Annotated in this window: 21 protein-coding genes and 1 pseudogene; 5 read left to right on the top strand and 17 right to left on the bottom strand. The window is 61.6% G+C overall.

Annotation, left to right across the window (positions count from 1 at the left end; all coding sequences use genetic code 11):
• Positions 1-3 precede the first annotated feature (3 nt).
• The 11 genes and pseudogenes from BST28156_RS21650 to BST28156_RS21600 form a co-directional block, all read right to left on the bottom strand.
• Positions 4-354, bottom strand: a complete 351-nt coding sequence (locus BST28156_RS21650) for a hypothetical protein (RefSeq protein ID WP_012492798.1) — start codon at positions 352-354, stop codon at positions 4-6.
• Complete coding sequence (locus tag BST28156_RS21645) at positions 351-1,748, bottom strand: integrating conjugative element protein (protein WP_006488999.1); 1,398 nt, start codon at positions 1,746-1,748, stop codon at positions 351-353. Before BST28156_RS21645 ends, BST28156_RS21650 begins: the two co-directional genes overlap by 4 nt.
• Positions 1,749-1,759: 11 nt before the next feature.
• A complete protein-coding gene (locus BST28156_RS21640; RefSeq protein ID WP_437124604.1) occupies positions 1,760-2,671 on the bottom strand; it encodes a TIGR03756 family integrating conjugative element protein in 912 nt (303 codons plus the stop codon).
• 35 nt (positions 2,672-2,706) lie between these two features.
• On the bottom strand, positions 2,707-3,144 hold the full coding sequence (locus BST28156_RS21635) for a TIGR03757 family integrating conjugative element protein (protein ID WP_012492797.1): 438 nt from the start codon (positions 3,142-3,144) through the stop codon (positions 2,707-2,709).
• Positions 3,145-3,438: 294 nt separating this feature from the next.
• Positions 3,439-3,610, bottom strand: a pseudogene (locus tag BST28156_RS21630) (type I methionyl aminopeptidase); the annotation flags it as partial.
• Positions 3,611-3,648: 38 nt separating this feature from the next.
• On the bottom strand, positions 3,649-3,855 hold the full coding sequence (locus BST28156_RS21625; protein ID WP_006489029.1) for a hypothetical protein: 207 nt from the start codon (positions 3,853-3,855) through the stop codon (positions 3,649-3,651).
• A gap of 23 nt (positions 3,856-3,878) precedes the next feature.
• A complete protein-coding gene (locus tag BST28156_RS21620; RefSeq protein WP_006489044.1) occupies positions 3,879-5,198 on the bottom strand; it encodes an MFS transporter in 1,320 nt (439 codons plus the stop codon).
• Positions 5,199-5,252: 54 nt separating this feature from the next.
• Positions 5,253-5,879, bottom strand: coding sequence for a TetR/AcrR family transcriptional regulator (locus tag BST28156_RS21615; RefSeq protein WP_006489013.1), 627 nt, complete (start codon positions 5,877-5,879; stop codon positions 5,253-5,255).
• A gap of 143 nt (positions 5,880-6,022) precedes the next feature.
• A complete protein-coding gene (gene leuD / locus BST28156_RS21610; RefSeq protein WP_006489026.1) occupies positions 6,023-6,658 on the bottom strand; it encodes a 3-isopropylmalate dehydratase small subunit in 636 nt (211 codons plus the stop codon).
• Complete coding sequence (gene leuC, locus BST28156_RS21605; protein WP_006489039.1) at positions 6,655-8,073, bottom strand: 3-isopropylmalate dehydratase large subunit; 1,419 nt, start codon at positions 8,071-8,073, stop codon at positions 6,655-6,657. The genes leuD and leuC overlap by 4 nt, the downstream gene beginning before the upstream one ends.
• A gap of 18 nt (positions 8,074-8,091) precedes the next feature.
• Complete coding sequence (locus BST28156_RS21600; protein WP_012492794.1) at positions 8,092-8,970, bottom strand: alpha/beta fold hydrolase; 879 nt, start codon at positions 8,968-8,970, stop codon at positions 8,092-8,094.
• Between the two features lie 103 nt (positions 8,971-9,073).
• On the opposite strand from BST28156_RS21600, the gene BST28156_RS21595 reads away from it, so the two are divergent.
• The 3 genes from BST28156_RS21595 to BST28156_RS21585 all read left to right on the top strand — a co-directional run bounded on the left by BST28156_RS21595 (position 9,074) and on the right by BST28156_RS21585 (position 11,843).
• On the top strand, positions 9,074-9,967 hold the full coding sequence (locus tag BST28156_RS21595) for a LysR family transcriptional regulator (protein ID WP_006489030.1): 894 nt from the start codon (positions 9,074-9,076) through the stop codon (positions 9,965-9,967).
• Between the two features lie 531 nt (positions 9,968-10,498).
• Positions 10,499-11,182: a glutathione S-transferase gene (locus tag BST28156_RS21590; RefSeq protein ID WP_006489007.1), complete on the top strand. Its 684-nt coding sequence runs from the start codon at positions 10,499-10,501 to the stop codon at positions 11,180-11,182.
• An 85-nt stretch (positions 11,183-11,267) separates the two neighbouring features.
• Positions 11,268-11,843 (top strand): TetR/AcrR family transcriptional regulator, encoded by a 576-nt coding sequence (locus BST28156_RS21585; protein ID WP_006489025.1) that lies wholly within the window; start codon positions 11,268-11,270, stop codon positions 11,841-11,843.
• Positions 11,844-11,984: 141 nt separating this feature from the next.
• Here BST28156_RS21585 and BST28156_RS21580 read toward each other — a convergent pair whose 3' ends face one another.
• Positions 11,985-12,911, bottom strand: coding sequence for a LysR family transcriptional regulator (locus BST28156_RS21580; protein WP_006489014.1), 927 nt, complete (start codon positions 12,909-12,911; stop codon positions 11,985-11,987).
• A gap of 129 nt (positions 12,912-13,040) precedes the next feature.
• Here BST28156_RS21580 and BST28156_RS21575 point away from each other — a divergent pair, with 129 nt between their 5' ends.
• Entirely contained in the window at positions 13,041-13,829 is a 789-nt protein-coding gene (locus BST28156_RS21575; protein WP_006486497.1) for an alpha/beta fold hydrolase, read from the top strand.
• A 472-nt stretch (positions 13,830-14,301) separates the two neighbouring features.
• On the opposite strand, the gene map is transcribed toward BST28156_RS21575, so the two are convergent.
• The 3 genes from map to BST28156_RS21560 all read right to left on the bottom strand — a co-directional run bounded on the left by map (position 14,302) and on the right by BST28156_RS21560 (position 15,913).
• Complete coding sequence (gene map / locus BST28156_RS21570; RefSeq protein ID WP_006486504.1) at positions 14,302-15,069, bottom strand: type I methionyl aminopeptidase; 768 nt, start codon at positions 15,067-15,069, stop codon at positions 14,302-14,304.
• Positions 15,066-15,278, bottom strand: a complete 213-nt coding sequence (locus tag BST28156_RS21565) for a ParD-like family protein (RefSeq protein WP_001554376.1) — start codon at positions 15,276-15,278, stop codon at positions 15,066-15,068. Before BST28156_RS21565 ends, map begins: the two co-directional genes overlap by 4 nt.
• Positions 15,279-15,520: 242 nt before the next feature.
• Positions 15,521-15,913 (bottom strand): nuclear transport factor 2 family protein, encoded by a 393-nt coding sequence (locus tag BST28156_RS21560; RefSeq protein WP_001554375.1) that lies wholly within the window; start codon positions 15,911-15,913, stop codon positions 15,521-15,523.
• 99 nt (positions 15,914-16,012) lie between these two features.
• Between BST28156_RS21560 and BST28156_RS21555 the strand changes: the two genes are divergently transcribed.
• Complete coding sequence (locus BST28156_RS21555) at positions 16,013-16,912, top strand: LysR family transcriptional regulator (protein ID WP_012492791.1); 900 nt, start codon at positions 16,013-16,015, stop codon at positions 16,910-16,912.
• 306 nt (positions 16,913-17,218) lie between these two features.
• On the opposite strand, the gene BST28156_RS21550 is transcribed toward BST28156_RS21555, so the two are convergent.
• Entirely contained in the window at positions 17,219-18,157 is a 939-nt protein-coding gene (locus BST28156_RS21550; protein ID WP_012492790.1) for an alpha/beta fold hydrolase, read from the bottom strand.
• 22 nt (positions 18,158-18,179) lie between these two features.
• Complete coding sequence (locus BST28156_RS21545) at positions 18,180-19,088, bottom strand: alpha/beta fold hydrolase (RefSeq protein WP_012492789.1); 909 nt, start codon at positions 19,086-19,088, stop codon at positions 18,180-18,182.
• Between the last annotated feature and the right edge of the window lie 17 nt (positions 19,089-19,105).

Here is a 19,105-nt window from a genome sequence, read left to right as displayed (position 1 = left end):
GCGCTACCGTGCCTGCATCAGCAAGCTGGCTTCCAGCACGATCACGGCGACGATGGCCGCAACCTCCGCGCGCAGCAGCCGCTGCCCGGCAGCGCGCTCCGGTTCCCGCGCGCGCAGGCGATGGTGCATCCAGAGCCAACCCCAGGCGGTGACGGCGTACAGCAACAACCGCCAGGCCAGGAGGGCCCCGGATTGCGCCGCCATCCAGCGCTGCCAGCCCTCGATGCCGCCCGCGATGCGGATGCCGACCACATTGACGGCGGTCGCGGCGATCAGCAGCGACACCGCCCATACCAGCACCAGGATGGCACGCCGGCTGGACAGCCAGCGCAGGCACCGCCCCACGGTATTCATGGATGGCTTCCGCCGGACGGCGGCCGCTGCAGTTCATCGATCCGATTGCGTACCGGGTCGCCCTCGTAGATGCCACGCGCACCGGCGGCACGGGTGCTGTGGCGCTGGATGATCGCCATCGGCGAGTTGCTGGCCAGTTCGCGGCGCAGTTCCAGCTCCGCCTTCAGGTTGTGAATCTCGCGATCGAGGATGTCGCTTTCGTGGGTGACGGCCTTCTGGGCCAGTTCGTTGGCGGCCACGTTGGGCTCCTTGCGCCCGGTCAGCAGCGTGCGTTGCAGCAGCAGTGCCTTCTCCAGCACGCTGGCCAGCGCGACCTCCGAGGCCAGGCGCCGAGCCAGGATGTCCTGGTCCGTCTCGTCGCGAAGGGCCTCGACCACGCCACGGGTGATGGGCAGCGACGCGCTGCTCGCAGCCTGCAGGTTCTGCGCCGTGGTTGGACGGCTGCCGGCGACCAGTTCCTGCAGGGCCTGCAGCTTGTCCTCGTATTCCTCCTGGATCAGTGGGGTCAGGCCAACGCCCGGCGTGGTGACGGTCTTGGTGCATGCGTCGCAGGTGCGCTGCTCCTGCTCGCCCAGCACGCGAACTGCCCAGGCCGCGGCGGCATCGGGCGAACTCCAGGTCTGGCATGCCAGGTTGCCGCCGCAACTGGCTTGCGGAATCGAACTGGTGTCGCCGACGCCACGGCCGTTGAGCAGGTTGTAGCCGGCGCGGGTCACGTCGCCGACCACGCGCACCGGACGTTGGCCCGCGCCGCCGGCGTTGTCTCCGCCGACCCACGGAACGCCATTGTTGCCACGGTTCGCCTCGGCGTCGTCGATCGCCGAGACCGCATCGGTGCTCGCGACGGCCTGCTTCAGCGCCATGCCTTCGGCGAGTTGGTCCCAACCGAGTTGCCCACCCGCCATGTCGGCCATGCGGTTGGCGATGGCACGGCAGGTCAGCTTGCTGCGATCGAAATCCAGCCTGGCTTGCAGCACCCCATTGGTCAGCAGGTTGTACAGCCCTGGATCGGCGCGCTGGATGATCAACGCGGGCAGCGACGCCACGGCAGCGGTGGCGTTCTGGATCACCGAGGACATGATGGCCTGGAAGCCGTTGGTGATGCCGTTCAACTGGTTCTGCAGCGTGGTGGTGATGCTCATGTCGCCACAGATCAGGTTGCTGTTCCAGCCGACGCCAACACCGATGGAGTGCATGTTGGCCGCACCGCTCATGGACACCGCGCGGCCGCCTCCAATGCTGTAGAGCACGTCATCGCCGATCACGCTGCCCTGATGCTGGACGCCGTACTCGTTGACGCTGGTCTGTGCCCCGGCGCTGGAGCAGCACAGCGCTGCGACAACGGCCAATGCGACGTGCAGAAATCGACGGGCGTTCGGAAATGAATTCGTCATGGCATCGGGCCTCACAGGAAATCGACGCTGCCGAGGAATATCTGGCCGCGGCGCTGGCAGCAGCTATAAGGACGCCACAATGCCCAGGCGTAGTCGCCTTGCCGGGCCTGCACCTTGGCATTGCCGTGGGGGAATACCGCGCAACTGCTGGACAGCGTGGGGGTCAGCTCCTGCCACTTGCCCGTGGCGGCATCGGTTTCCATCAGGGCGCCGGCTGGCCAGTAGCCATCGCGCGAACTGGCGAGCAGCGGCTGGTACACGTGGATCTGGTTGCGGCGCGTCACGATGTCACCCGCGCGCTGGGCGACCACGGCTGCGGCCTTGTGGTCATCGACCTGATGCAGGAAGCCGCCTCGCGGATAGACGTTGCCCCAGAGATTCATGTCCGTACGCGTGCCGATCTCGCGCCGGCCGGGAATCAGTGCTTCCGGATACAGCGCCTCGGGGATGTTGTAGCGCCATGCCAGCGTGTCGAGCGTGCTCAGCAGATAGGGCATGAAGGCGGTGCCGGCGCCCTCGCAGGTGTAGCCGGACGCGCTGGCGAACTGGCTGAACACATGGCCACCGGGATGGCCGATGACGTCGGCGTTCTTGAACTTCGCCAGGTTGTTCTCGTGATCCTCGTTGGTGGTGCCGTCGCCGCCGGCCTTCGCGGTCGGGTTCGGCAGGATCATCGCCCGCACCTCGACCCAGGGGTTCTCGCCGGTGTTCGAGTAGCTCGACACCACAGCATCGGGGATGTAGTGGCGCACCTTGACCGAGGTGCGCACGGTGCAGCCCGTCCAGGTGCAATAGAGCCAGTAGCAGATGCCGGTGACGCGGTATTCCAGGCAATCCGGCGACAGAGTGGAGGCCACGATAGTGGCAGTGTTCAGTGCGAAGGACGATGCGGAACACCCCAGCAGCAGCGCTGCGATGGCCAACCGCTGGCGTCGCGATGGCGCGGACAGACGCCTCGTCACGGCTGCGTCCTCCGGTATTGGTCGATGCGGGCAACCGCACGGGCCACGTCCGTCTCGCCATAGACCACGTATCGGCGATCCACCACGATGGCCGGAACTTTGGTGACGCCAAGGCTCCAGGCATCGACGATGCCCTGGTAAGCGATGCCGATCCGGCGCTGCATGTCTGCACCGCCCAGCTTCAGGCGTTGCTGGACGATGGCGCTGGCGCGTTCTTGATCGGTGGGCAAGTTGGCGGCCAGTTCCGCTTCGAGCACCGCGCCCGCGTCCAGGACGACGTGTCGGTCAGCCTGGCCAAGGACCGGATGATGCGAGTCAGTGACGAGCCATACTTCCGCAGCGGCGGCGCGCGTCGCCAGCGCCAGAAAGGCAATGCCCGCAGCAAACCATGCTGGGCGAGCGCGAGCGGCATGAGGAACAGCGCGAGAGTCCATGAGACAACACCGGAGGGAAGCCAATCCGGTGACAGTCGAACCGAAACCAGGCCTCGACGCGACAAACAAAGCGGAGACGACCTCGCCCCGTTTTCGCCATCCCTGTCCGCCCCGACTCGCTGATCGGACCTGCGCGCTTGCCATAGGCTGACTGTGTGCAGTGGATGGGTATGAGCCGATCCGGCCCCGTGGCCCAAGCTGTTCACATCGGACGCCGATGTGGCTTGATTGCTGACTGAGATTGATATCGGCGATGACAACAACCACGCATTTGGCTTTTGCGACTTGGGCCTAGACGATGTCCCCGTCCTGCAGGATGTCCTCGGAGAAAGGAACACCGTGGCAAACCACATGGTTGCGGGAGGCGTTGAGCGCGTAGACGTACCCGTACTGTCCTTTACTGGCCGGACACGCTTTGAGTTCATGGACGATGGGGCCATCGACCAAGATCATTGACCTGCGTCGTGGGCTAGTGAATACCTGTCACTAGGCACTCCAATGTGATCAGCCCGATCTGCTTGGGTGGAAAATTGACCACCACCACCAACTATCTACCAGTCTGTCCGGCGTGTAGAGCCCGGCGATCTGCGGGCTGGACTTGCGCTGCCCGACCTCCTGGCCGAAATCCATCAGCAGTTTATAGGCCGACTTGCGTGCTTCGGCAACGCCTGAGCCTTGATGATTGCGGACCACGCGCAATGTCATCTTCATGAAGCCGTTCCATGCAATCGTCGTTATCGACATGCTCCGTTGGTTGTGACTTGTTGGAATCGCCCCAGACGTTTCTCCGTCGTCCAATACGCCAGGGCCGCCACCGGCAGTGCGGCACCCAGACCGGAGGTCCACGTCCAGCCGCCGTGGGCATAGGCCCATGCACCAAACGCCGAGCCGAGCGAGCCGCCCAGGAAGAACGCCGCCATATAGAGGCCATTGAGTCGACCACGCATGTTCGCGTCCAGCGTGAAGATGGCGCGCTGACCCAGCGTCAGATTGGCCGCGACGCCAAAATCCAGCACGATTGCGGCTAGCATCAGCAGGCCCAGCGCCCAGCCGGAACCGGGTTGCGCTAGGTGCGTCAAGGGGAACGCCAGCGCCACCATGCCCATCGCCAGTGCGGTGGCCCTGTGGCTGTGACCCAGGTCGGCAATGCGCCCGGCCAGTGGCGTGGCGACCGCGCCTGCGGCCCCTGCCAAAGAGAACAGCGCGATGCCGCTTTGCGACAGCCCGAACGCCGGGCCGGCCAGCAGTAGCGGCACTGTCGTCCAGAACACGCTGAACGCCGCGAACAGCGCGGCATGGTAGAGTGCGCGTCGGCGCAGCACCGGGGTATCGCGCAGCAGATGTCCCATGGAAGCGAGCAGGCCACCGTAGCGCAGGCCGAGGCTGGGCTGGCGAGCCGGCAGCGTGCGGGCCAACACTACGATCAGCACCAGCATAGCGGCTGCCGCCAGCAGGAACATGGCATGCCACGAGGCCAGATCAGCGATGAAACTGGCGACCGGCCTCGCCAGCATGATGCCGAGCATCAGTCCGCTCATCACGTTGCCCACTGCCCGGCCGCGCGACGCTTCGGGCGCCAGGTGCGCAGCATAGGGCACCAGCACCTGCACAGCTACAGTGCCCAGGCCGATGCCCAGCGCCGCCGCCAAGAACGGCAATGGCTGGCGTGCCAGCGCTGCACCCAGCAGTGCCATTGCCGCCAGCCCCAGCAAACCAAGCGTAAGCCGGCGGTTCTCGATCAGGTCGCCGAGCGGCACGAGCAACAGCAGGCCCAGCCCGTAGCCAAGCTGGGTGAGTGTCACGCTCAGGCCGGCTGCCTGCGGCGACAGTCCCAGCGCCACGGCGATCGGGCCGGCCAGCGGCTGCACGTAGTACAAATTGGCGGCGGCCAGGCCGCAGGCCACTGCCAGCAGCAGCGTCAGGCCTGCCGATGCAGTTGGGGCATGGTCTTCCCCCGTCACGTCTGTCCGGCCCGGCGCACTGGGCTGCGCGATAACGCTGCCCAGTACAGATGGCTCTCGCCGTGCGCGAGGCTTTCGAAAAGCGATCTTCATGAAGTTTCTCTCTGATTCAATAGGAATTGATCGTTTCCTAAATTGGCAAAAAAATCAGGCCAGCGCCTTGAGCGCGGTCGCCACGACGGCCTGCATCTGTGCACGGCTGCGCCCGGTCTTACCGACCACTCGCATGCCTTGCGTCAGGCATAGCAGCATCTGCGCCGTGACTTCGGCATCGACATGGTTCTTGATCGAGCCGTCCGCCTGCCCTTGGCGGATCAGGTGAGCCAGCATGGCCTCGTTGCAGGCCAGCGCAGCGGCGACCCGATCACCTACAGATTGGTCGAACGTCGAAAGCTCCACCGTACTGGCGACGACCAGACAGCCTTGCCGTCCTGTGGCGCCGTGGGCGGATTCGGCGTAGAAGGTCAGCGCGGCGCGCAGGCGCTCTAGGCCTGTGCCGCCGTCGTCAATGGTCCGGCGCAGATTTTGCGTTCGCTGGGCGCGGTAACGATCCAACGCCGCCAGGAAAAGCGATTGCTTGTCCTTGAACGCTTTGTAGAGGCTACCCTGGGCCAGCCGCATGGCGCGGGTCAGGTCGGTGATAGACGTACCGGCATAGCCGCGCTCGCTAAAGACGCGTACCGCTTGGTCAAGCACCTTGTCGGCGTCGAATTCGCGGGGACGGCCCCGGCTGCGTGGAGGCGATGAGGAAGATTGGACAACCATGCTGGCCATTATATGGAATCGATCGCTTCCTAATATAGCACTTCACCGGAGGTTTGGGCGAGCCGTCATCACTGCTGAAGAGGAATGTCACTTCCAATGTGCGCGGGACGTTGAGCTGGCGGCCGCTCGTGCGACCTGGGAGGCGTACCGTTTTATCTTTCCCGCACCTGGGTGAGGTCGATCCTGCACCAAGGAGATACCTGCCAATGCTCAGCTTCGAACCGGTCGATGGCTGCTGCATCGCGCAAGGTCATGCCGATCATGTCCAAGCCATCGACCAGCATCCGCTTCTGCCTGGGTTGCAAATCGAAGGGATATTCATCGCCCTGCGGCGTGGAAACGATTTGCTTCTCCACGTCGATGGTCAGGCGCTTTTCCTGGCCATGCGCCACGCTGTCCATCAACGCCTGGACCTGCTCCGGCGGCAAGGTGACAAGCAGCAGGCGATTGTTCATCGCATTGAAATAGAAGATCTCTCCGTAACTCGGCGCGACGACAGCATCGAACCCGGCCTGCTGCAATCCCCATACCGCGTGCTCCCGGCTCGATCCGCAGCCGAAGTTCGCCCCGCCCAACAGAATGCGCGCGCCGCGATATTCCGGACGGTTGAGCACGAAGTCCGGGCGAAGCCGCCCTTCGGTGTCGAAACGCAGGTCATGCAGCAGTCCGTCTGCCAATCCGCTCTTGTCGATCCCCAGCAGGAACTGCTTGGGCATGATCTGGTCGGTGTCCAGGTTGCCGATTGGCAATGGCGCCGCCACGCCTGTGATACGGTGCGTTTCGCTCATGCGCGGAACTCCTTGCGAATGTCCACGATGCGTCCGGTAATCGCGGCAGCGGCAGCCATGGCCGGACTCATCAGATGCGTGCGGCTGCCCCGGCCCTGACGGCCCTCGAAGTTGCGATTGGTCGTGGAGGCGCACCGCTCGCCCGGCGCGAGTACGTCGTCGTTCATCGCCAGGCACATCGAACAGCCCGGTTGCCGCCATTCGAATCCCGCCTCGACCAGCACCTGTGCGGTCCCTTCGCGTTCGGCCTGGTCACGGACCAGCCCGGAGCCAGGCACCACCATCGCCCGCACGCCCGGGGCAACCTTGCGCCCCCGCACCACCCGAGCTGCCTCGCGCAGGTCTTCGATGCGGGCGTTGGTACACGAACCGATGAACACGCGGTCGATCGGAATACCTTCGATCGGCGTGCCGGGCGCCAAGCCGATGTAATCCAGTGCCTTACGCCAAGTCGCCCTCTCGATGTCACCCGCGGCATCGCTCAACGGCGGCACGGTGCCGTCTACCGGCACCGCCTGGTCGGGACTGGTACCCCAGGTGACATAGGGAGCGACCTCGGAAGCATCGAATCGATGCTCGGCATCGAAACGCGCCGATGCGTCCGTGCGGAGTTGCTTCCATGCCGTGTGCGCGGCCGCCAGCGCAGCGTCGTCCATATCGCAGATCCGCTCGGACACGTAGTCGGATGTGATCGCGTCAGGCGCGATCAGCGCCGCGCGGGCACCGGCTTCCACGGTCATGTTGCACAAGGTCATGCGCGCCTCGGCGGACAGTGCGGCGATAGCTTCGCCGACATACTCGACCGCATAGCCACGCGCGCCTTGTGCTCCGATCTTGGCGATGATGTGCAAGATCAGGTCCTTGGACGTCGTCCCCAGAGGCAGTCGACCATCGACTTGGATTCGCATGTCCTTGGCCACGCGATACACCAGAGTCTGCGTGGCAAGCACATGCTCCACTTCCGACGTGCCGATCCCGAACCCGAGTGCCCCGAGGGCACCGTAGGTCGTGGTATGGCTGTCGCCGCACAACACGACCATGCCGGGACGGATCAGGCCAAGTTCCGGCGCGACGACATGCTCGATTCCTTGCATCGGATCACGCACGTCGAACAGCTCGATCCCCTGCTCAGCGCAGTTGGCGGCAAAGTTCGCCGCTTGCCGTGCGGCGGGGGCGATGTCGATCGTACGCGCCGCGATCGGCACCGGGCGCGTGGGGATGACGTGATCGACCACGCCCATTTGCTGGTGTGGGCGCCGCACCCGCAATCCACGTTGCGCCAGTCCTGCAAAAGCTTGTGGGCTGGTGTATTCGTTCATGATGTGCAGGTCGACATATAGCAGCACGTTGTCGACATCCAGGCGTTCGACGGTGTGCGAATCGACCAGTTTTCGGTAAAGCGTCGTCGCTGGCATGGGCAGGCTCGAGGACATTCATGAAGGCAGGAAGGCGAGGACGTGATCGAGCAACACCTCGGGTGCTTCCTCCGGGATGTAGTGGCCGCAGGGCAGCGCCATACCCTTTACGCCGGGATTCCAGCGGCGCCACTCGGCCAGAGGGTCGAAGCACCGTTCGATCACGCCATCGCGTCCCCACAATGCCAGGAAGGGACATTGGATCTGCTTGCCCGCGGCAAGATCGGCCTGATCGTGTTCGAGGTCGATACCTACCGAGGCACGGTAGTCCTCGCAGATGCCATGTGCGGTTGCCGGATCGGACAGGCAACGCAGATAGGCAGCATAGGCCTCCGGCGCGAAAGGCTTCAGGCCGGCACTGCGGGCTCCCATGGTCTGCTTCAGGTAGAGATCCGGGTCGGCCCGGATCAACGTCTCTGGGAAAGGCGACGGTCGCACGAGGAAGAACCAGTGCCAGTAGGCGCGCGCGAATTCGAATGAGGTCTGCTGGTACATCGCCAGCGTGGGTGCCACATCCAGCGTGACCAGGCGGGATACCACATCTGGATGATCCAGCGCCATCCGCGCCGCGACCCGACCACCCCGGTCATGACCGATCACCGCGAACGTCGGCAGGCCCAGCGCCTGCATTAATCGCACTTGGTCCAAGGCCATCCGACGCTTGGCATAGTTGGCGTGGTCTGGCTCGCCTGGCGGCTTCCCGCTGTCGCCATAGCCGCGCAGGTCCGCAACGACAATCGTGAATTGCCGCGCCAGCGTCGGAGCCACCTTGTGCCAGATCGCGTGTGTCTGAGGGTGTCCATGCAGCAGAAGCAGCGCCGGCCCGGCGCCGGCCATCAACGCATGAATCTTGATGCCATCGACCGTGGCGGATACGTCGGAAAAGCCTTCGAACATCCCTTGCCTCCATGTTCCGACGGCCATTCTATTCCTGCATCAGAACGGCGTTATTGAATTATATTTATTCAATTAATAACTTATAAGAACGAATTGGAGCATCATGTCCGAGTTCTCCGACATCCGCCTTTTCACCCTAGTGGCGCGCCATCGCAGCTTGGCTGCGGCCGCGCGCGAACTTGGCGTCACCCCGCCAGCGGTCAGCAAGCGCCTGGCGCATTTGGAAAAGCGGCTCGGCGTGCGCCTGACCCATCGCACGACACGACGCCTGACACTCACGCCGGAGGGCGAACGCTACCTGGCCGAGGGATCACGCCTGCTCGGGGAATTGCAGGAACTTGAGCAAGTGCTGATCCGCGGCCATGCCGAACCGGCCGGACTGCTCCGTGTCAATGCCTCATACGGTTTCGGTCGTGTACGGGTGGCACCGGCCATTTCGGCGTTCGTTGCCCGCTATCCCGCCATACGGGTGCAACTGCAATTGACCGACCAGCCCTTGAACCTGCGCGAACACGGCTATGACATCGGCATCCGCTTCGGCGATCCTCCCAGCACCCGGATCAACGCAAGGTTGCTGCAGCGCAATCACCGCCTTGTATGCGCCTCGCCGGCCTATGTCGCCCGGAACGGCAGACCGGCCGTTCCGCATGATTTGGTGCGTCACGCCTGCTTGATCGTTCGGGAAAACGATGCGGCCTACGGCGCTTGGCATTTCCGTCGCGGAAAGTCCACGGAGACGGTCAAAGTCGACAGTGTGCTATCGAGCAACGATGGCAACGCCGTGCTGCGCTGGACGCTGGACGGCCATGGCATCGCCATCCGCTCAGCGTGGGAAATCGCGCCCTACCTGGCCCGGGGCGAACTGATCCCATTGCTGGGTGACTGGAAGCTACCCAACGCTGACATCTACGCGACCTACCTGGAGCGCAGCGAGGTGTCGTCCGCCAAAGTGCGCGCGTTCGTTGATTTCATAGCAGAATATTTGACGATGAGTTGAAACGCTATCAAAAGGTAGCAATAAGCATTATGGGAGTCATCGTGACGCCAAGGGCGATTACGCGCTCAATCGGCGTTGCCGATGTGGATGCAGTCGTCATCCAGGGGCCGATGCCGGCAGATAACACATCGACGTTGTTGCAATGCCCCATCGCCAACGCCGACTCCACCATCTCCGGCAGCAGACTGCGCTGGATGAGATCGCGCTTGAGCCCTCCTCGCCAAGGGTGCGCCGCCAGAGTCCAGCAACAGCCGCGGCAACGGACTTCAAGGCTTCGTTTGTGATGCGCACAATCTTGTTGACGCTCCCTCATCCTGGTACGCGTGGTCACGCAAGCATGCAACCCAGCGGTCGGAAGCGAATGAGGTATCACGGAGGAGCGCAAACGATTGCATGGCTTGAGCGGCAGTTGCGACGGCAAAGCACAGTTGACATTGGCATTGCTACCCAATAGCATTCCACCTAACGATCGTTAGGTAGCATGAAATTGCTGCCTCATTGATACGAAATCGTCGCGTGGAGAGCCCTTAAATGAATACTGTTGCAATGGCGGTTGATGGTGAGCCAGCAATGAAGATCTATGACTTCCCCAAAGGACCCTATCCGACCCGTGTCCGGATCGCTCTGGCGGAAAAGAGCCTCCAGTCGCGCGTGGAATTCGTGATGGTCGATCTGCGTAAAGGGGAACACAAGGATCCAGAATTCATTGCGGGGAAAAACTACTCTGGCACGGTTCCGGTACTTGAGCTTGCGGATGGAACTTGCATTGCCGAGTGCACTGCCATCACAGAGTATCTCGATACGCTCGTCGGGGAGCCTGTCTTGACGGGCTCCACTGCGCTTGAGAAGGGGATGATTCACATGATGAGCAAACGTGCCGAACTCGAGTTGCTCGACGCCATCAGTGTTTACTTCCACCATGGGACGCCGGGCCTGGGTCCGCTGGTGGAGCGATACCAGAACCCGGAATGGGGGTTCAGGCAGCGTGACAAGGCCTTGCGTGGCATGCATTATTTCGACGACTTGCTTCGCAAGCAAGCTTATGTTGCCGGCGACGCGTTCTCCATGGCCGACATTACGGTCATCGCCGGACTGGTATTCGCTGATATTGTCGACTTGACAGTACCAGCCGAATGCACGGCACTCTTGGCATGGTACGAAAGGATGAAAATGCGCCCCAGCGTAAAGAGCCAACCCGCATTTGCTCGCAGATAGGCCGTTCGACGATCATTGCAACCGGGTGTTTGAATAATAAAAATGCCGCCGCGGAACATCCTCAAACAAATCGAAGGCAACGGCTGTGGAGAGTCAGAGAAACACGAACTCCAGTGACAAGATCTTGTCCATTGCAACACGAATCGCCCAGGCGCACGGTTACGGTGGCTTGAGCGTTCGCCGCTTGGCCGAAGAAGTCGGTGTCAAACCTGCAAGTCTTTACCATCATTTCCCGAGCAAGGCGGCTCTTGCTGCTGCAGTTGCCAGACGATACTGGAACAATTCGGCGACGCAATTGGAAGAACTGTTGAATCGGTTTCCGGACCCCACAGATTGCTTGCGCAGATATCCCGATATGTTCAGGAAGGCGCTGGAGAACGACAACCGCATCTGCCTGTGCAGTTTCATGACGGCTGAATACGATGACCTTCCCGAGAATGTGAGGCAAGAAGTTCGAACATTCTCTGATGTGCATATCACATGGCTGGCTAAGGTTTTGGCGAGCGCCGGGATTGTCAATCCGAATATCGCGAAAGAACGCGCGCAGGCCATCTATGCTGCAATCACAGGAGCGCAGCTGATGGCACGTGGGCGTTTCGACTTAAGTCTTTTCGATACGTTGATCACGAGCTACAGGGCAACCGGGCTTCTGCCGGCATAGAGGCAAGGCCGGCGGATGCACCACGAAGACAAGCGCTCGACTGCTGTTTGAGCAAGGCAACTGCCACGTTACGTTTGGGGCGCGTCCAACGCCCGGCATTCTCAGGGCTGGGGCTATGCATTCCAGGGCTCAGGGGCAACCTCAAGCCGTAGTGCTCCTATGCATGAGATCCCATGGCTGCATGTCGCCGAAGCTCATGCTCAGATGCTCGATGAAGCGGCGAACTTTCAACGACACATGCCGCTTGCTCGGATAGATGGCATGAATCGCCAAATCAGTTGTTTTGTGGTCGGGCAGCAGGACACGAAGCGCACCGCTGGCGATGGACTGCTCGAACACGAAGCTGGGGCCGTAGACCACTCCCGCCCCTGTCAGCGCTGCCGCTAGCAGCATCTGCATGTTGTTTGCAGCGAGCCGGATCGCACCATCAATGTGATGGGTCTGGCCGTTAGCATCCGTGACGCTCCAGTCTCCGGCTGAAACTGCCTGGGAGAAAGCGAGCCGAGGTGCCTGGCGGAGCTGTTCGACGGTTTTCGGCTCGCCATGTCGTGCCAAAAAAGATGGCGCTGCGCAGAACATCATGCGACACGAGGCGAGCCGCCGAGCAACGAGGTCGGAGTCTTGCAGACGGCCGATGCGGATAGCAACGTCGATGCCATCTGCCAGTAGATCGACATAGCGATCGCTCAGCGTGGTCTCGATCGAGACATCGGGGTATTCAGCCAGATAACTCGATACAACACGACCAAGATGCAGTGCCCCAAAGGTTGTCGGCGCAGCCACGCGCAAAATACCATGCACACTCTGTTGCGCGTCCTGGGCTTCGCGGTTCGCGTCCTCGTATTCTTCCAGTAAGCGCTTGCATCGCGTGTAGTAGGACCTTCCTACATCCGTTAGCGTCAACTTGCGCGTACTGCGTTGAAGCAACCGAACTTTCAACTGCTCCTCGATCGCGGAAACGTGCTTGCCCGCCATCGAGGGTGACAGGCCAAACCGTCGAGCGGCGCTTACCAAGCTACCTTCTTCGACTGCGGAGACGAACACCGCCATGCTGAGCAATCTATCCATACCACCTCATTCGATATCCTGATTATCAGGTGGTAATAAATCTAGGCCAATTATCGGCCGAACGGAATGGGTCTAGCCTAGCACTGTAGCCAGCCGATCCCCGGTGGGCTTTAGCAAAAGGATGTTCCAATGAAGGTCGAATCGAACGGCATAGAGATCCATGTCGAGGAACAAGGGCAAGGCGATCCGTCACTCGTTTTTCTGCATTACTGGGGCGGCTCGTCCCGCACTTGGAAGCACGTCTGCTCCGGGCTGGCGCCGAACTTCCATACGCTTGCTCTCGATCATCGCGGCTGGGGTCGATCCGACGCGCCTTCGATGGGCTACGGGCTGGCAGACCTTGCAGCCGATGCGGAGGGCGTGATCGCAGCGCTGCACCCGAAGCGCTACGTTCTGATCGGTCACTCTATGGGAGGCAAGGTTGCTCAGCTTATGGCGTCGCGGCGGCCTGTCGGACTGGCCGGGCTGGTTCTCGTCGCTCCTTCACCGCCATCGCCAATGATCTTGCCGAAAGAGGCACGCGAAATGATGGCAGGAGCCTACGCAAATCGCGAAACAGTGGAGGCGACTATCGACAACGTGCTGACGGCCCTCCCACTGTCAGCGGAGGATCGCGAACAAGTGATCGCGGACAGCTTGCGTGGCGCGCCAGCGGCTAAGCTAGCTTGGCCCAGAGCGACCAGCTTGGAAGACATCACTGGACAGGTAGGTGCCATCGACGTACCTACGCTTGTTATTGCGGGCGAGCGGGATCGCGTGGATTCGCCCGAGGTACTGAGGAAAGAATTACTTCCTCGCGTATCGCAAGCCGTCATGACCGTAGTACCAGGTGCAGGGCATTTGCCTATGTTAGAAACACCGGATGCATTGACTCCATTGATTGAGAATTTCTGCCGTTCACTGCCTGGGAAGGGGTGAAGCGGACATCGCGGCGGTGCGCAATCGAAGCGCCTCGCAGCTAATACGCGGCGAAAAGCTCGCCCCCCGAAGGGCGTTGCACGGACATGGGCGGCGCAGTTCGTGCACTGGTACAACCACGAGCACCTGCACAGCGGGCTGCGCTTCGTGGCCCCGGCCGTTCGCCATGCCGGTCAGGATGAGGTCCAGTTGCAGGCACGCAGATAGGTATACGAGCTTGCCCGCCAGCGCCATCCGCAGCGCTGGACCGGACCGACCCGCAACTGGAGCCGCGTTGGCGCCGTCACCCTCAATCCCGACCGCGATGCGGGCGCGCCGAGGCAAAGCCGACAGCATGAAAGTAACCGATTAGCTGCATGAGATCAGGCGACAACTACCTTGACACGCACCGAGAGCACGCCGGCAACGGCGTGTTCTTATCCGAAGGCAAAGTCAGGTCCTGAGCGAAAGTCCGTATCGCTACCACACTGGATCAGTGCAACGCTTTTTCGCCCGGGCGCAGTGTCAAGACACGCACGCCGCTCCCGGTGACGGCAACGGTATGCTCGAACTGAGCCGACAGTTGCCCGTCGCGCGTGACGACCGTCCAGCCGTCGTCCTCAGTTCGAATGGCACGTCGTCCTTGGTTCACCATCGGCTCTATGGTGAAAACCATGCCTTCGCGCAGTACTAGCCCCGTTCGCGGCTTGCCCCAATGCAACACCTGCGGCGGCTCGTGCATCTCCCGGCCGATGCCGTGCCCGCAGTATTCCCTAACGATTGAATAGCCATTCCTGCGGGCATGCCGCTCGATGGCGTGGCCCACGTCGCCGAGCGTGGCACCTGGGCGGACAGCCTGGATGCCTTTCCACATCGCTTCATAAGCCACTTGCACGAGCCGCCGTGCCGGCTGCGACACCTGGCCCACCAGATAGGTCTTGCTGGAATCGGCGATGTAGCCATTCTTCTCCAGCGTGATGTCGAAATTGACGATGTCCCCGTCCTGCAGGATGTCCTCGGCGGAAGGAACGCCGTGGCAGACCACATGGTTGCGGGAGGCGTTTAGCGCGTAGGCGTAACCGTATTGCCCTTTGCTGGCCGGGCGTGCGTTGAATTCATGGACGATGAGGTCATCGACCAGATCATTGACCTGCATCGTGGACATGCCAATCAGATTCAGCCGATCAAGATGGCTGAACACCTGTGCCAAAAGCTGGCCTGACTCCGCCATCAGCGCGATTTCTTCTGGCCGTTTGGTCATGACGCCCCCATCTTGATGGGTTGCGCCACAACGCCCGCGGCCCGCAGTTCACGAGCAACGATATCGTTGAAGCTTTGCGTTGGATTCATTTCACACAGCATGCCGATCCTGATCCAGAAGGCTGCCTGTGCGTTGATCGACCGGCACGATACTGCGCTGGCCTTGCGCAGTTGGTCATGCAGATCGTCGTCGATGTTCACGATGCCCATGTATCTAGTCGTATATGAGACATATACGAATCATATAGTCGTCTTGGCCGTAGCGCAAGTGAACTGCGCTGACGTGACCAAGTCGACGCCATGATGGTTTCCTAGGAGCCGGTAGCGCAGGCCTGACTCGGCGCGATAGCAATGGCGGGCCGAGTTCGCCGATCGGGCTATGACGGCATGGGCATCGGCAAGCTCGGCCAAGCTCCACTCTCGACCGAGGGCGTCGCCTTGACCTCGAACCTTCAGTCCCTGGCAAAAAAGGCATTCATGCCCGGCAGGTCGGACAGGTAGGTCTCGATAGCAGCGATCTTGCCATCGCGCAAGGTGCAGACCGTAGCCAGATGCTCGTCCAGTACGAGGTCATTCCGGCGTGCAGTGTTATGCAGCGAGAGCGCGACATTATCCCGGCTTACCAGAATGTGCTTGAGCTCGAAATTCAGGCCGAAGCTGGCAATTAGCTCAGCTCTGGCAACGACTGCTTCCGCACCGACCGCTGGACCAGAGATCTGATTGTCTCCGGGCAGAACCCAGGTGGCATCGTCGGTAAGAAGCTTACGGATCGCCTGCCAGTCGCGGCGGGTCAGTGCGGCATGAAACTGCTTGGCCAAAGCAAGCTTTGTTTCGTAGGTATGCATGACTATTCTCCTGTAGCAGGGTGTACAGCGAGATTAGACAGCGCCAGGAATGGATCTGTAAAATTGATATTTGATAGTAGCTAGCAATAGATTAAAGTTATGAAGAAGCACGACATGGGTCTACTGGTGTCGTTGGATGTTCTGCTTGAAGAGGCCAACGTCACTCGTGCAGCACGACGCTTAGCCATCAGCCAGCCTGCACTCTCAGCCCAACTGGCCCGCTTGCGGCAGGTGCTTGATGATCCTTTGCTGGTGCCGGCCGAGCGCGGCCGAGGTATGCGGTTGACGCCACGTGCAGCGCAGCTGAAATCACCCCTGCATGAGTTGCTGACACGGCTTGAGGATCTTGTCGAGGCGCCCTACGCTTTCGATCCCAGCACGGCCAAGCGCGATTTCACGATCGCCCTCAATGACAATGCCGCGATGACGATTGGACTGGATCTCATCGAGTGCATTCGGAAGCAGTCGTATGCAGGCATTAGATTGGCCATGCTCCAGATACCCCGGGATGAGGTCCTGGATCTTGCAGCTCGCGGCCGCATCGACCTGGTGATCGGCACCCGAGCCTTCATGCCCCCTGGTTTGCGCACCCATGATCTGGTCTACGACAGGTTTCAGGTGGCCCAACGCAAAGGGCATCCTCGCGGCACGGCTGCAATGACGCTGGAGCAATACTGCGCTTATGAGCATGTGCTGGTGTCTACCAATGGCAGTTATCACAGTGGGATCGATGATTTTCTTGCAGAGCTGGGGCATTATCGACACACCACGGTATCCGTGCAGTACTACACAGCGGTGCCACCGATACTTGAGCGCACGAACTGCCTGGCGACGTTGCCTGAGCGCTTCCTACACCGCTTTGATCACATGATCGACCGCTTCGACCTCCCATTCGCATTCGATCCGTTCCAGCTGCAGGTCGGTTGGCATCCGCGCTTTGACGAAGATTTAGGACATCAGTGGCTGCGTGAACAGCTGATTGCGGTGAGGCCCTTCTAACGCATGAAATGACGGGTACTCAAGGGGCTCGAAGCCCACGGGTAGTTGAGTTTCGCATCGGCCGAGTTTGCAGGCAGGAAACCGTGACCCGATGGAAAGCATTCCTGGGGCGTATGCAGGAAATTGTGCCGTGGAAGCTGCTGGCGAGTGTGATCGAGCCGTTCCAACGGAGGGCTGTTGAGTTCCATGCAGGGCATCATCCCATTGGCTGGAGCGGATGCTTCTCATGGGCGCAACTACGTCCACCGCAGTCAATTCTTGCCGGAATAATAGCCGGAGGCAGTCGCGTGCAAGTTAGTCGAATTCTTAGGCTGACGAGTCTGCGATCGGCATGCCGGAAGCCCCTGTGCCCATAAGAAATGGAAGCATCGCTGCCAATACCTCTTCTGGCGACTCCTCCGGTTGAAGGTGGCCGCCCCGGATGGGTACGCCTTGGACGTTGTTGGCCCATCGGCACCAGATGTCGATGGGGGACGGGCCTTCCCACCCTTGTGGCCAAAGCACAAGCACGGGGCAGGACAGCTTCCTGCCTACGGCACGGTCGGCCGCATCGCAGGCGCGGTCCTCCTGCGCTGCTGCCCGATAGTCCTCGCAGATGGCGTGCCGAACATCGGGATCTTGGAACGCACGCCGATAGGCCTCGAGAGCGAACGGCTCGACATTGCCCAGCCCGCCCGCCATACGGGCCAGCGCAGCATCGATGAATGCCTGCGGGTCGGCGGACAGCAGCTTTTCCGGGAGCCCGAATGGCTGGGCCAGGAAGAACCAATGGAAATTGGTGCGTCCAAATCGTTCGTCCACCAGATCCCATGCATCCAGGGTCGGAATCACGGCCAGCGAGGCGAAGTGCGTCACATGCCCCGGGTAATCGAGCGCAAGGCGGTATCCGGCGCGTGCCCCCCGGTCGTGTCCCACAACGGCAAACCGGCGGTGTCCAAGTTTGGCCATCAAGGCAATCAAGGCGTTGGCCACGCGGCGCTTGGTCCAGCGCGGCCGATCCGAGTCAGCCCGACTGCTACCGTAGCCGGGCAGGTCCGGCGCCACGACCGTAAACGACTGTGCCAGCCGTGGCGCGACATGACGCCATGCAAGATGGGTTTGTGGGTAGCCGTGTAGCAGCAGCACGGGCGGTCCTCCGGAGCCGCCAGTGACGCCGCGGAACGCCACGCCGCCCGCCTCGATGTGCAACTCTGAGAATCCAGCAAATGAGTTCCACGATGCAATGCCGTCGATACCCGACATCATCAACTCCGTACGGTATGGATCGCTAGCGTGAAAGAGCCATGCGAACGAAATCCGACAGGTCCCGGTTGAAGCGCTCCGGTTCTTCGAGGAATGGCGCGTGTCCCGAATCGGCATACAGCTCGCTGCGGATTCGTGGGTTGAGGCTCTTGGCCCTGGCGATACTGGGCTTGGCCTTCACGAGCGCGTCCTGGGCGCCGTAGAGCAGCAGGAGCGGAACCTCGGCCTTGCTCAATCCTTTGGCTGCCTCGACCGTCATCGACCGCACGGCACGTTGCATGTCCCACGATGCCAGCGCGGCGTTGGCCAGCAGCAAGGAGAACGTGGTCGCGTCGGGCTGGCGGTGGAAGCACAGCCTCAGGAAAGCGCGCTCGCCGTCCAAGTGGGTTTGCAAGTCCGAAGCGATCATGTCGCGATAGACTTCTGGGTGCGCCACGATCTGGTCGGGCTTCAGTTCGATCACTCCGTCGACATAGACGGCGCCGGCGATACCTTTGTCGCCATAGGCCGCCAGGTAGTTCGATATCACGGCACCGCCCAGCGACCATCCCACGAGCACCGGCTTGCGCGCGTGTGTCGATTCGATGATCGCGGCCAGGTCATCGGCCCAGCGGCGTCCGTCGGTGTAGGAGCTGGCCTCGGCCGGCTTGCCCGACAGGCCGTGCCCGCGCAGGTCGTAAGTGATCAATCGGTAATGCTGGAGTCGAGGGTCCTGTAATTGCTTACTCCAGTTCAGCCGGCTACCCAGCAGGCCATGAATGAAAATGATGGGAGAACCCTCGGGATCACCAGCTTCCTGGACGGCCAGCACCACTCCATCGGGGGCAGTGACGGTGTAATCCCGGGCTGCGGCGAACGTAGCCGGTGCGGCGGCTAGTAGCGCGAATGTCGCTATCAGTGCGCCGAGTGCACCACGAAGCTTCGACAAAGACATAGACACGTACTCCTCGG

This window comes from Burkholderia pseudomultivorans (assembly GCF_902499075.1).
In the GTDB taxonomy this organism is placed as follows: Bacteria; Pseudomonadota; Gammaproteobacteria; order Burkholderiales; family Burkholderiaceae; genus Burkholderia; species Burkholderia pseudomultivorans.
Note: the sequence above shows the minus strand (reverse complement) of the source record. Positions and strands in the feature narration are given on the sequence as shown.